We start from the raw sequence: 14,316 nt of genomic DNA, 5'->3' as shown, positions 1-14,316 counted from the left end.
GGCGTTCTGGAGATAAGTGGTCAGTAGACCACATAAATGGGGGCTTTAAATTATGGATGTGAATGACCACTCAAACAAAGTTGCTATTGTTAGTATGGCAGTAAAATTTCCTGGAGCTAATGATCTTGATGAATATTGGGATCTGTTAAAGTTTGGCAAAGAGGCTGTCAGTAAATTCTCACCAGTTCAGTTAAGGCGATCAGGTATTTCAGAGGAATTAATCACTGCTGATCACTACAAACCCTACCGAGGAATATTAGATAACTTAGAATCATTTAATACCCCTCCATTTAAAAATACTACCAAAAATTTTGAAGTCTTGGGTGTGCAGGGTAAAGTGATGTCGCATTTAACCCATTGTGCTTTGAGTAGGATGAGGAGTGAGTCAAATAACATCAAAAAAACGGCTGTTTATATTGGCGCAAATAATCAACCAGCCGCTCATTTCTTAGGTGCCGCATATTACCAGGCGATTGATACTAAAAAAGCAATAGAAAGATATTATTCAAAAGTCATTGCTCCTTATATTTCTTATCAATTTGGATTTCAAGGAAGTTCAATTGATTTATATACAGCGTGCTCATCTTCTTTAACCGCTGTTATACAGAGCTGTCGCGAGTTAAATAGTAATCTATGTGATATGGCAATTGCTGGCGCGGTCTTAATCGATTTACCCCAGGAAACTGGTTATATTTATGAAGAGAACGGATTATTTTCATCTGACGGTCATTGCCATTCCTTTGATGCTTTAGCTTCCGGTACTTTATACTCAAATGGTGCTGGGTTGGTTGTTTTAAAGCGGCTTGAAGATGCCATTGCAGATAATGATCAAATCCATGCGGTGATTATCGGATCAGCTATGAATAATGATGGTAATTCTTCAAAAGAAGGATTCATGGCACCAGGAATTCATGGTCAATATACTTGTCTGCAGTCGGCTTGGAATAATGCAGGTATTGCTCCAGGTGATCTCGACTATATTGCAGCTCATGGCGCCGCAACCAAGCTAGGAGATGCGACAGAAATATATGCACTGAAAAAAGCATTTAAAGACGTTAGAATGACCAATCGTTGTCCGATAAGCTCGGTAATCAGTAATCTGGGCCATACGGGTATTGTATCCGGTATGGCGTCAATCATCAAAACAGTACTGATGCTAAAAAATAAGGCTATTGTTCCATCAATTAACTTCGAGACTCCGAATCCGGATTTTATGTTGGAAGACTCGCCACTATATATTGCCACGGAGTTTCAAGATTTTCCCGAAACAAAACCGTACTATTTAGCTGGCGTTTCAAGTTATGGTGCAGGAGGAAGCAACACCCATCTGGTGATGCAAAGCTATGATGAACATTAGCCTCTATATTATTCAATAGCTGAATCAGGGTTCAAAGGTATAAAACGATTTAGCTTACCGGAATATAAATAGGTTATTTCAGATACCTCAATGATATTCACTTTGGCATCAAAGAGGCCTGCTTTGCTTAGTCGTAATCGTATATTTTCCTGTAATTTTAACTTGTCTATAAAACCAGTGGCTAAAATCTTAATATTGACCCCTTTCTTTGTTTGTTCCACCTGATATTCTTGAATGTTTTTTTCAAGCAAAAGCGGTGGTAAAAAAAGAGAATGATGTACAAAAATATTCCCGGGATAATTAAAGTCACATCCAGGACGACCTCTAGGGGCTCTTATAAGCTGATGCTGGATTCCACAATCACAGGTTTTATTTAAAAACAAAATATCATCGAAATTTTCATAACGGATCAGTGGCAAAGTATAATTATACAAATTGGTTAAATAAATTTTGGACGCCATAATCCCTAGATCAACAGGGCGATTTTGTTCATCCAGCGGCTCGACAATACATAGATCCTCATTCAGATGCATCTCATCTGTATTGGCTCGGCAATTTAGCCCCGTTACTCCTTCAGTACAACCAAATAGATTAAAAATATGTACTTTAGGCCAAGTTTCTTTGATTAAAGCCTGGGTTTGCTCAAAAAGTGGCTCTCCACCAATAAAAATGATCTTGGGCTCAATTTTTATTTGTCTTTTTTGAACTAATTGACATACTTTGTGAAGATATGAAGGGGCTGCAGTTAAGATATCAGGCATAATTTGGTTGAGACGAGCAATAACTATGTTTAATGGCGTCACCGCCATGGGCAGAAAATACACACTTTCATCATTTCGCCAAAAGGTTTTTGCTAATGAGTAGGCTGCAACTGCCGTATTTGTTACAAACAAACTAACAATTTTGGGATTTGTATTCAGTTTGCTAGTTACAAGATACGTGCGTTCATTATTGTAGAGCGGATAGCGGATAAACGATGTGTGAAATGTAATCCATTCATCCCAATCATAAATAAATATGCCTCGTTTGCCACTACTTCCTCCAGTTGAAACTACATGATAACGGGAGAATAGATACATGGTGTCGGTCTTATCACTTTTTTTACTCAGATGCTTTTCAACCAAGGCTAGTGAAAGCTTGGGGTTGGTTACTATTGCATCCCAATGTTCCATTAGAATAGTTTTATTTATAGTAGGAAGATCGACCAATCGCTCTTTGGTAAAATTCTCTACATTGATTTTTGCCAGGGTTTTTTTATACCAACGAGATTTTGATTTGGCGTGATGTAATAATGCCCTCAATTTTTTATTGGCTATGTCTTGTAGCATTTCTTTGGAATAGTAGAGCGCCTCTTGGTTTTTTTGAAATTGTTTCTCAAAATCTTCAATTTGACGTAATCTCAATTCAGAAACGATGAGACTATCATTTCGATCATAGCCTCGGTTAAACAACTGATTGAATCCATTTAAGAAGCGAAAAAAAGACATATAATTACCTTTCTTAGAGCGTTATCCCTGCTCAACTAAGTTGAGGTCTTTGATCGTATCCTCTCTATCACAGTATATTACAAAAAGCGTGTGTCTTTTAACATACTTTGCACTACCATGCGCTATTGATACCACAAAGAGAGTTTCGGTCAGTTTATTTTTGCTTCTTGCAGAACCTGGTCAAGCTTGCTGGCTAATTCTTTAGTTGATTTGACGTCCAGCTGAATCAGTTCTTCAGTATAGTTTTTATATTTTACTTTACCGCTGTTCACATCATACATCGCCCCTACCATACCAATTTCATCCTCTTTTATCATGGTGCCTACAATATCACTTTGCAGGTAAATACATTGCAGCGTATTCGCAATATTTAATTCTGTAACATGGTTTACAAAGTCGGTGTTTAGCCCAGTTCTGTTAGTCTCAGTTTGGGTTTCAGCTTTTAAAGCAGGCTTTATTTTTGCAAGTAACTGAGTAATATGTCCTGCCTCGATTCCATCACAGGCAGATTGGATAGCTCCACATCGAGTATGGCCTAAAACAACTATAAGCTTGGCTCCTACTACCTTACAGGCATATTCGATACTGGCCAGAATATCAGCATTAATGACATTACCGGCAATACGCACGCAAAATATATCACCAAAAGTCATATCAAAAATGGTTTCTACAGGCACTCTTGAATCAATACATGCAAGAACAACTGCTATAGGATGTTGCATTTTAGCAGTATGTTTGATGTCAATGTGATTCGAGCGGTGAATACGGGTGTCGTGAAGAAAACGCTGATTTCCTTCATGCAAAATATTTAATACTTCTGCCGGGGTAAGGTTTGATTGCACGTCATAAGTAGTGACGTTAATAAAATCGATGTAGTTATGAATTTTATAACTTTCTTTGAAGCCAGTTAAATTCAAAGAAATATGTTTACTGGGTGCTTGTTCGTCTTTGAATACATCTAATAACTCCAGAATTTCTTTATCAATGTATTGGCTGTAGCGCGCATCGATAACAAGTTGCGCAAATCTGGGTATAGATTCCAATTCGGCAACTAAAGCTGCTTTATTCAGGAAAGTCATTTGTTGCGGAAGCACCAGACGACTGGTAACTCCATTGGGATAGATTTCTTTAAAGATATTGATTCGGGTTTGGCTGTTTGATTTTAATATATAGAACAGACTAATAGACAGACCTATTAAAATTCCAGCAAGTAGGTTAAAAGCAATAATACTCACAACGGTTACTATAAATGGGATAAACCGATCTCTACCCTGAGAGTAGATATGGCGATAAATGGCTGGTTTATTTAATTTATAACCAGTGTAGATTAAAATCGCCGCCAGAGAAGATAGGGGAATTTTATTCAAAGCTCCCGGCAAGAGCATGACCGCAATCAAGATAAAAACACCGTGTAGAATAGTAGAAACCCTGGTTTTAGAACCTGCCTGTATGTTGATCGACGTTCTAATTATCACTGAAGTAATGGGAATCCCTCCAATTAAACCCGCGGTCAGATTACCTACTCCCTGGGCTATTAACTCTTGATCAGAAGAACTGTTGCGTCTTTTTTTATCCAATCGATCTCCTGCTTTCAAATTTAGCAAGGTCTCCAGTGAAGCAACAATAGCCAATATTAATGCATAGAGATACACTTGGGGATTAGACCAGGAAGACCAATGAGGAAATTCCAGATGACTAAAGAAATCGTGCAAACCCGTTGTTTTCGGAATGTTAACCAGTTGGGGAGAATTTTGTACTAAGGGTAAATCGGTCCAGATAAAAATTTGATTTAAGAAAACGCCAATGATAACAACTATAATGGGAGCAGGAATTTCTTTCAAAATTTTATTTTTAGTTAAATCAAAGAAAATTAGAATAGCTAAAGACATGCTGGTAATTAACATGGCACCTGAATTGATATGATGGTGGTACAGGGCTAATATAGGGCTTAAAGTAAGACCTTCTGTGGTTTCTAATAGATGGGTTTTAAGTTCATTAAAATCAGCTGAAAGAGTGAAAGCTAATGGTAATTGTTTGATAATTAATAAAATGCCTATGGCGCAAAGTAAACCTTGAACAACGTTGGATGGTACATAATCGGCAACGAAACCTGCTTTAAAAATACCAATCACTATTTGGAGAATGCCTGCTAAAGCCAAAGCCAACAAAAAAGTATTGAAATCACCCAAATGGACAATTGCGGCCACGACAACGGCAGCCATACCCGCAGCAGGACCGCTAACACTTACCTGAGAGCCACTTAAACTACCAACGATAATACCACCTATGATTCCACTTAATATTCCTGAAAATAAGGGGGCACCAGAAGCCAAAGCTATACCCAAACACAGAGGTATTGCTACAAGAAATACAACTATCGCGGCCACAATATCAAATTTTAAATAGCGTTTAGTATATATACGAAATATACGGGTATTCATTTTCTGTTGTCTCATCTAAATTCCTAGTGGCGTATGTAGTTTAAGTCTTGGCAATTCATTTTATAAACAAAGTGTGATTCTATCGCACTTTGTTAATTTACGCTAATGATACCCAAATTTTCAATTTCTATACAAAAACAACGTTAATATAAATAAAATTGTCCAATTTAAAGGCATTAAAATACCACATTGTATGGGTAAACGGATAAATAGGTAACGAGTACGATAAATACTGTTTGAAGAGTTCTCTACAGAACGAAGTCATGTAGTTGGTCCAGTATGCTGGTTAATTACCGAAATGATAAGTTCCTATTTGGGCATAATTTAACAAATAAGTGCATTATTTGGTTGTATAATTTCGATGCATTAATGTACAATGCACAAATTGTTTAAATTATGTTGATATTATTATGCCTTCTTATGTATCTAGTGGAACACATATTTTTGTTTATGATTTTCCACACTTCATTGATGAAGATTTCATCCCACCTCCACCTCCAGAGATATACCCTACAGTTAACACAAATGATGACAACTATAATGTTGAATCAAATCGCTTCTCAGAGTATGTAAAGGCAATAAACGTTGCATATAATCCTAAAATGGCATGGATGATGAGTGCAGTTCCCACTGCATTAGAATCCATAGAGGATGTGATTTCTCTACGACAAATATGTGACTATTTTAATACTGGTGATTATTGGAAAAAGAATGGCGATTGGCCCCAGGAAGTAAGTGAGGAGCAATTAAGAATCTTTAATATCGAAGTTCTGAAAAAATGGCTTTTTCAGAAAACAGCACGCCATTTTTATGCCCAGAACCAAGATACACTTCCAAATATAAATGAATACAAACAGCAACTGATCATTAATCTGGAGCAATTTAAGCAAGAGTTATTGGCTTTAGATGCTTTCTCCTTAATGAAATCATGCCCCAAGACTTATCTGGCTGAGCTTTGGCAAGGCTTTAACCCAGGGAGCAGCCCTGAGAAATTAAGTGCTTTTAATAGTTCCGCTGTTATACAATTGATAAAAGAAAAAGAGCTGTTTCCAGACAGCATGCAGCTTAATATTCATCCTGACAGTTTTGAATATTGGCAAACAATACATCGAAGTTCAGTTAACCAGTTGTTAGCAGTAATAAACACGACCATCCTTGATCAACTGAGACAAAAATGCGCAGAATATTGTTCAAATGTACCTTTTGAACAATTGTATGAAAGCCACTGGCCTACCTCCAAACGTCTTGATGATAACACGCCACCATTACGCTTAATATCTGAGATAAATGAGTTTATGGAAAAAATAATTCTTGTTGCTGAGCAACAGCATAGCAGGATAGTTATGATTGAAGATATGAAAAAAAAGTGGGAGGGTTCACCAGCGGGTTTTGATGTTGCAATCGAGCGAACTCATTCTGAAACAGGTTCAAAACAAATAGATAATGAAGCATTTTTTCAAATCTTGTCGGTGCAATTAAAAAAAATCGCAGATGAAGATACTGTTCTTGAATCTCTCTCACTGGTTAATACAAATCCGATACAGCTAGTAACCCAGATGATGAAGGACGAGCATGTTGACCATGCAGCCAGGTTAGCTCCTGTAATAGTTCGTGACATTCAGCATGTTATTGAGCATATGACAGATAAACCTGCAATAAACGATAACCCTAAGAATGTTTTGGTACTGGATCAATTTGTGGTGAATGTTCGCTCAGCGTGTAATCGTGCAGCCCTTATCGATCTTTATGATCGCTTGGAATCTATTGCTGGTAAAGAAAAAGCTGAACTAATGATTTGCGATTGGGATGTTATCGGAACTGACATTCGTGATAGCCATCGGATGATGACTGAGTCTGATAAACTTCGTATTATCGCATATGCTCAAGGAGAAATGACACTCCAGCAATACAATGAAGAAATGGCCAAATTAACTGTAAAACTCAAGCAAGGTGAGGTTACCGCTCAAGAAGAAGTAGTAATTAAAATGTTCCCGAAGTTAAAGCGTGCTCTAACTCAGTTATCTAAAGAGTATTTTGAGGATTTTTCTCTTGTGTTAAAGCGAGCCTTTGTACATCAGCAAATTGCGCACCCTGAAAAATTCCTCCAAAACCCACATGAAATGGCTGTTTTTTCGGCTCTTGGCTTAGACCCTAACAAAATTAAAGTGAATAAAGAGCTGGTCCAGCAAAAAATCAAACATGTGATACAAAATGCAGTACTTAATGGTCAGGCCGAAAATGAGATCCCAACACTAAAAGAGCTGCAACATCAGATTGAGCTCATGGCTTTGAAGGAAAAGATTATTGCTGCGGGTGGTGAACCTTCTTTAGTTCCCTTGATTCACATGCTAACTAAAGCGAGACAAGAAATTCTCTCAACAGCAAGTGATTTGATAGAACAAGAATCTGAGAAATGCAAAAAGAAACTCAATGACTCTAATGAAAATATCTCTCAGCATATTGAAAGCTCTTTGCAACGATCAAAAAGCAGACTGTTGCATACTTTAGGTCGCTTTATAGATAAAAAAATTACAGACAACAAAGACAGGTTGGCTGTATTAACGGATCAGTATGTCAAGGTAAAAGAGGTTCTATCCCCTTCAAATGGTATGTTTTCCAGTCATATACAAACAATGCTGCCAACAGACGTTAATCAAGACATTGAATTTTTTAAGGTTTGGGGAAATCCAATTCAGTATGAAAATATTCAGGGATTTATTGGCGGGGATTGCGAGATATTAGGAAATGGAGTGTGTCAAGCAAATGCTTACAGAGTGATTACTCGAGAAATGACCAGCATAGCCCGAAATGAGACACTTTCAGATTTACACTGGAAAGCGGAAGTGAAAATCTCACCACAAGATCGCTATACCCAAGCTTTATATCAAGTAGATGTGGGGATAGCCAGTAACAATGGTCTATCTCAAGCTGTGTTAAAACGTCTTCATCTAAAGAAAATTCAACAACTACATGCAGATGCGCGTTTTGCAGATGAACCCGCTTTCAGTTGCACTTCAATCTATCAAGTACTTTATAGCGCTGTCACTCAGCAACAGAAGTCAAAATTAAAAAATTCTGGAATTATAAAAATATCCATTGGGCATCAATCGATGAAAAAAGATGGCACCCAAACACCAGATGAGGCATCTTGGGGTCATGCAATCTTTTTACGTTACGATCCAAAGAAAAAAACTGCGTATTTTTATGATCCTAATCATGGACGCAGCATTAATTTTTACATGTGGAAAAAATTAGAGAGTGACGGAGATTTTAAAAAGATGAGTCAGAAAGATCAGGATGAGGTGGTTCTTAATTACATGCTTTCGTGTTTTTCTCAAATGATTGTTAATGACTTTGATGATATCAACTCAGTCAGATGTTTTGAAATGGAAATGGATACTAGTGTTATCGATAAGCTATTTAATGCCACGAATAAAATCATTGGAGGGGTAAATAATTTCTTTAAAAAGAGAAAAGACAAGGAGCCTGAAAGTACAGGGAGCATAAATGAACAACCCTTGGTAATTCGTAATTAATATTCACTGGTCTATCAGTCAGTATATAAATTGGCTCAAATAACCCGGGATAAAAATTAACATTTCCTATTGATTGTATTAATTTCGGTGGGTTCGACTCCCACCGATAGACAATTTCTAAAATATATAGAATAACTTCTTATCCTGTTGCAAAAAACGCTACTCCTCAATAACTTCAAACTCATCTGCTTGGAATACTTCTGACTCATCGACAGGATTAGGAGTTATTAATTCTTTCTCCAGATTTTTGAAATTCCACATGCTTTGATCCATTAGTTGGCTTGGTTTGAGGCTTTGGAGAGCGTGAAGGATGTTACTGGGTACTTTGGGATTTTCAGCACCCAGCTGATCGATCAAACGACCCACTTTCTTACGCATCAAATTTTCCTGGGAGCCACATAGATTGCAGGGAATAATTGGAAATGCCTGTTCATTAGCAAAAGTAATTATATCTTTTTCCTGAACATAGCACATGGGACGAATGACTATATGTTTTTTATTATCACTAAGTAACTTGGGTGGCATTGATCTGATATCGCCATTGTAGAAGATAGACATCATTAAAGTGCGGATCAAGTCATCGCGATGGTGACCCAGTGCGATTTTGGTATACCCTTTTTCTTCAGCATAGCGATAGATAATTCCACGTCGTAATCGTGAGCATAAGGAACAATAGGTTTTCCCTTCAGGAACTTTTTCTTTTACTATGCTGTAGGTATCCCGGGTAAGTATTTCATAGGGAATTTTTTTATCTGCAAGCCAGTTGCGCAGAGTTGAGTCATCCCAACCTGGCTGTGCTTGATCAAGGGTAAAGGCAAATACTTCAAATTTATTACCCGAACGGCGTCGCAGATGCTCAAGAATTGTTAACATGGTAAAAGAATCTTTACCACCGGAAAGACAGACCATGACACGGTCTCCCCGCTGAATCATATTAAAATCAGCAATTGCTTTTCCGGTGTAATGTAATAATTTTTTTTCAATTAAAGATAAATTAGAAGACATGGAACATCCTGAATAAGTTATTTGGAGGCATCGCTTGCTACAGAATCAAATCCTTTTACTCGTGTAGTAGCTAACCATGAATTAACCAGCTCTAGATCATTTACATTCAATGTGCCGGCCAGGTATTTTAAGGTGAGCATGGAGTTGATCAGATTATACTGATCACTTGCCAATTGCTCCTGGGCTTCAAAAAGGCGTTGTTGTGCATTAACGACGTCAACCATGGTGCGCGTACCAACCTCAAATTGAGCCTCAGTACTATCCAGCGAGTTTTTTTGGGAAATAATAGTTTGCCTGTCAGCTTTTACTTTGCTGATTCCATCGGTAATTGTATTAAATGCTATATGACTGTTTACAACTACATCTCTGTAGGTTTGTTCCATTTGTTCGCTGCTGCCCTGGAAATTAAATTGCGCCTGACGTGTTTGTGATTGAACTAATCCTCCCTGGAAAATCGGGAAATTCATCGCTAGGGCAACGTTTGCTTGAGTTTGCTTGGCAGGAACGAAAAAAGTGTCAGGACCATTGGCAATATTACGCGTTTGTGTGGCATTACTTTGAATGGCGAAAACAGGCCAATTACCTGCTGATAGTGCTTTCACATTTTCTTTAGCAACTTCAAGATTGTATTTTGCTGCATATAATTTGTAATTTTGCTTAAGTCCTGTATCAATCCACTGATTTACATCATCAGGCTCAGGTTTAACCAAGGGAATGGTGCTATCACGCAAGCGTGCCAAGCCTTCATAAACGTGATTGGTTAGTTTTCTCAGGTTTTCATTTTGATTGATTTGGTTATTTCGCGCAGAAATGACTGTGGCAACAGATTGATCGAACGCGGCCTGGGCTTCGTATACAGACGTTATGGCATCCAGCCCAACATTAAAACGCTGAGTTGCCTGATCCAATTGGCGTTTGTTTGCCCGCTTTTTTGCTTCTGCAAATTCAAGGGTATCTTTGGCCAGTAACACTTCAAAATAGGCCTTTGCGGTTCTTAAAATTAAATTTTGAGCTGCGTCATTAAAAGTTGCCTGGGATGCTTTTACCGATGCTTTTGCTTGTTGTACCTTTGCCCATGCCTGATAATTAAAAACAGCTTGAGAAGCAGTCACTTGCCATTGAGTATTACTGTAGTAAACGTTGACACCAAAGGTACCGTCTGAAATGAGTTGTACGTTGCGACCTGCCTGGGTATTGATACCTACCTGGGGAAAAAGTGCCGATCGAGCTTGAGGAATGGCTTCTGTGCTGGACATATAAGTATCATATGCATTTTTAAACACCGTATCATTTTCAAGAGCTTGTTTGTAGATATCCATAAGGTCTATTGCAAAACAGGGTGTTGACAGACTCAGAGTAACCATACAAAATAACAGCAGTTTTTTCATTAAAACTTCCTAGAATACAAATTCTTTTGGCTTTAATTGGTCCAAAAGGGGGGGGATATCAGTTTCAAAAAGCATGGACTTTTCCCAGGTATCATGGTGATCCAAGCTGTATAAAAACGCCTGCATGACTGGAGATTTACCTTCTATAGCGAATAATTTTCCACCTGGCAATATTTGCAGCTTGTGTGTTTCGTTGAGCTTTTCCAGAGCGCCAGTATAGACCATCACATCATAGGGCGCTTTTTCCAGCCATCCGCGACAGGCATCACCCGTGTGTAATTCTATATTATCGCAATGATGGGTTTGTAATTTACGAGCAGCACTTAATGTAAACTCAGGATAATAGTCAATGCTAATTACTTTTTTACACAACTTACTTAACATGGCGGTTAAGAATCCACTGCCGGTTCCTACTTCCAAAACGGTTTCAGTTCCAAGTAGTTCAAGTCCCTGTAATATTTTTCCCTCCTCAAGGGGGGTTAACATACGCTGGCCGTGAGCCAGGGGGATTTGCATGTCTGAATAGGCAAAATGGGCCAGATGTTCGGGGACAAATTCATGGCGTGGGATTAAATCATATAAATTCAGGATGGACTCGTTTAAAACATCGCCTGTTCTTAGCTGTTGTTTGACCATATTAATGCGTGCACTGTGATTGCTCATTTGTTCTACCGAGTTAATTTTGGTTGATAGGTTAAAACTTTGGCTCGATTTTAGCAAGAATTTAGCGCGTACGCTAAGAATAATATTGCAAAATACATTGTTCTGATTTTTCTTAATAGCATTTCATGGTGACAATGTCTAAAATTTGGTATTATTTTCAATTTTATATATCCCAAGGAGAGTAGAGTGCCTGAGCGATTCATTAATTTTTTGCAAACTGAACTGGAAACACTCAAGGATGAAGGATTATTTAAATCAGAGCGAATCATTTCCAGTAAGCAACAAGCAGATGTAATGGTCAATGATAAACAGGTGATTAATCTTTGTGCAAACAACTATTTAGGTTTAGCCAATGATCCACAACTAATAGCCGAAGGAAAGAAAGCTCTGGATCTGTATGGTTATGGTATGGCCTCTGTTCGATTTATTTGCGGAACCCAAACACCTCATAAGCAGCTTGAAAAAAAAATCAGCCAGTTTTTAACTAAAGAAGATACAATACTCTATTCTTCCTGTTTCGATGCTAATACAGGTCTTTTTGAAACCCTGCTAAGTGAAGAAGATGCCATTATCAGTGATGCATTAAATCATGCCAGTATTATTGATGGAGTCAGATTATGTAAGGCCGCGCGATACCGATATGCCAATAATGATATGAAGGCATTGGAAGAGCAATTAATCGCTGCCAAAAATGCTCGTTTTCGTCTGATTGCCACCGATGGTGTTTTTTCTATGGATGGTATTTTAGCGAATCTTCCTGCTATTTGTGAATTAGCTGATAAATACGATGCTATGGTCATGGTAGATGACTCACATGCTGTTGGTTTTATGGGAAAAACTGGCCGAGGAACCCCAGAGTATTTTGGGGTGAGCGACCGGATTGATATCATTACAGGCACTCTGGGTAAGGCTTTAGGTGGAGCGTCCGGTGGATATACCGCGGCAAATAGTGTCATTGTTGAATGGTTGCGTCAGCGATCCCGGCCTTATTTATTTTCTAATACCTTGGCTCCAGTTATTGCTCATACCTCCTGTGCGGTCTTGGATAATTTGAGCAAAAGTAATAGTTTGGCTGAAAAATTGAAGAGTAATAGCCGTTATTTTCGCGAAGGAATGACTCGATTAGGTTTCAAGCTAATTCCGGGTGAACACCCAATCATTCCTGTAATGTTGGGAGATGCCAGTCTAGCTGGACGCATCTCTAATCGCTTATTAGAGTTAGGTATCTATGCGGTTGGTTTTTCGTACCCTGTAGTACCTAAAGGACTGGCTCGTATTCGAACCCAAATGTCAGCGGCTCTTGAGGTACATCATCTAGATCAAGCACTACAGGCATTTGAAACGGCGGGTAAAGAATTTTCAGCTATATAACTGCATCAGCGATCTATTATTGAGGAACGACATGAAATCATTAGTCAAAGCAAAAAGAGAACCTGGAATTTGGATGCATGATGTACCTGTTCCTGAGTGCGGCGTAAACGATGTCTTAATTAAAATAAAAAAAACAGCAATTTGCGGTACTGATATCCATATCTATACCTGGGATGAATGGGCTCAGGCTACTATTCCGGTTCCTATGACGGTAGGACACGAGTTTTATGGGGAAATTGTAGAAATTGGTCAGGAAGTGCAAGGATTAAAAGTTGGCCAAAAGGTTTCTGGGGAAGGGCATATAACCTGCGGATTTTGTCGTAATTGCCGTGCTGGAAAACGCCATTTATGTCGCAATACTCAGGGTGTTGGTGTGAATAGACCCGGTTGTTTTGCCGAATATTTGGTTCTTCCTGCATCGAATGTTATTGTCCTTCCCGATAATATTACCGGAGATCAGGCTTCAATTTTTGACCCGTTAGGTAATGCCACTCATTGTGCCCTTGCATTTGATGTGGTCGGAGAAGATGTGTTAATTACAGGCGCAGGCCCCATCGGAATTATGGCCGCTGCTATTGTGAGACACATAGGAGCACGACATGTAGTGATTACTGATGTCAATGAGACCCGTCTGGAATTAGCCAGAAAAATGGGAGTCACTAAAGCTGTCGATGTCAGACATGAAAAATTAAGTGATGTTGCTACCGAACTAGGTATGTTAGAAGGTTTTGACATTGGTTTGGAAATGTCAGGAAATCCAACGGCTTTGAATGATTTAATGAAAGCCATGAATCATGGCGGCCATGTTGCCATGCTGGGTATTCCGCCTAATGAAACAGCCATAGACTGGAATCAGGTTATTTTTAAGGGACTGGTTATTAAAGGGATCTATGGTAGGGAAATGTTTGAAACCTGGTATAAAATGATTGCCATGATCCAAAGCGGTCTGAATATTGAGCCAGTCATAACGCATCATTTTCCGGTAGATGATTTTCAAGAGGCATTCAAAATTATGGCATCGGGTCAATCTGGAAAAGTAATACTTGATTGGTAGCAGTTTTTTAAGAG

9 protein-coding genes are annotated in these 14,316 nt (G+C 38.5%); 4 read left to right on the top strand and 5 right to left on the bottom strand.

The window, feature by feature from the left end:
• Window positions 1-52 precede the first annotated feature (52 nt).
• On the top strand, window positions 53-1,357 hold the full coding sequence (locus HRS36_RS13850) for a beta-ketoacyl synthase N-terminal-like domain-containing protein (protein ID WP_173237756.1): 1,305 nt from the start codon (window positions 53-55) through the stop codon (window positions 1,355-1,357).
• A gap of 8 nt (window positions 1,358-1,365) precedes the next feature.
• Here the strand turns inward: HRS36_RS13850 and HRS36_RS13845 are convergent, their stop codons facing one another.
• Window positions 1,366-2,844: a phenylacetate--CoA ligase family protein gene (locus HRS36_RS13845; protein WP_173237755.1), complete on the bottom strand. Its 1,479-nt coding sequence runs from the start codon at window positions 2,842-2,844 to the stop codon at window positions 1,366-1,368.
• A gap of 149 nt (window positions 2,845-2,993) precedes the next feature.
• Complete coding sequence (locus tag HRS36_RS13840; protein ID WP_173237754.1) at window positions 2,994-5,300, bottom strand: bifunctional SulP family inorganic anion transporter/carbonic anhydrase; 2,307 nt, start codon at window positions 5,298-5,300, stop codon at window positions 2,994-2,996.
• 395 nt (window positions 5,301-5,695) lie between these two features.
• Between HRS36_RS13840 and HRS36_RS13835 the strand changes: the two genes are divergently transcribed.
• Entirely contained in the window at window positions 5,696-8,821 is a 3,126-nt protein-coding gene (locus tag HRS36_RS13835; RefSeq protein ID WP_173237753.1) for a hypothetical protein, read from the top strand.
• A gap of 159 nt (window positions 8,822-8,980) precedes the next feature.
• On the opposite strand, the gene ttcA is transcribed toward HRS36_RS13835, so the two are convergent.
• Genes ttcA through HRS36_RS13820 form a run of 3 tightly spaced genes read right to left on the bottom strand, consistent with a single transcriptional unit; the run spans window position 8,981 to window position 11,877 of the window.
• Entirely contained in the window at window positions 8,981-9,826 is an 846-nt protein-coding gene (ttcA, locus tag HRS36_RS13830) for a tRNA 2-thiocytidine(32) synthetase TtcA (protein ID WP_173237752.1), read from the bottom strand.
• A 17-nt stretch (window positions 9,827-9,843) separates the two neighbouring features.
• On the bottom strand, window positions 9,844-11,214 hold the full coding sequence (locus HRS36_RS13825; RefSeq protein WP_173237751.1) for a TolC family outer membrane protein: 1,371 nt from the start codon (window positions 11,212-11,214) through the stop codon (window positions 9,844-9,846).
• Between the two features lie 9 nt (window positions 11,215-11,223).
• On the bottom strand, window positions 11,224-11,877 hold the full coding sequence (locus HRS36_RS13820) for a protein-L-isoaspartate O-methyltransferase family protein (protein WP_173237750.1): 654 nt from the start codon (window positions 11,875-11,877) through the stop codon (window positions 11,224-11,226).
• 186 nt (window positions 11,878-12,063) lie between these two features.
• On the opposite strand from HRS36_RS13820, the gene HRS36_RS13815 reads away from it, so the two are divergent.
• Complete coding sequence (locus tag HRS36_RS13815) at window positions 12,064-13,248, top strand: glycine C-acetyltransferase (protein WP_173237749.1); 1,185 nt, start codon at window positions 12,064-12,066, stop codon at window positions 13,246-13,248.
• Between the two features lie 31 nt (window positions 13,249-13,279).
• Window positions 13,280-14,302, top strand: a complete 1,023-nt coding sequence (tdh, locus tag HRS36_RS13810) for an L-threonine 3-dehydrogenase (protein ID WP_173237748.1) — start codon at window positions 13,280-13,282, stop codon at window positions 14,300-14,302.
• The last annotated feature ends 14 nt before the right edge of the window (window positions 14,303-14,316 follow it).

The organism is Legionella antarctica (assembly GCF_011764505.1).
Lineage (GTDB): Bacteria > Pseudomonadota > Gammaproteobacteria > Legionellales > Legionellaceae > Legionella > Legionella antarctica.
The sequence above is the reverse complement of the archived record's forward strand: the minus strand, read 5'-3'. Positions and strand labels throughout refer to the sequence as shown.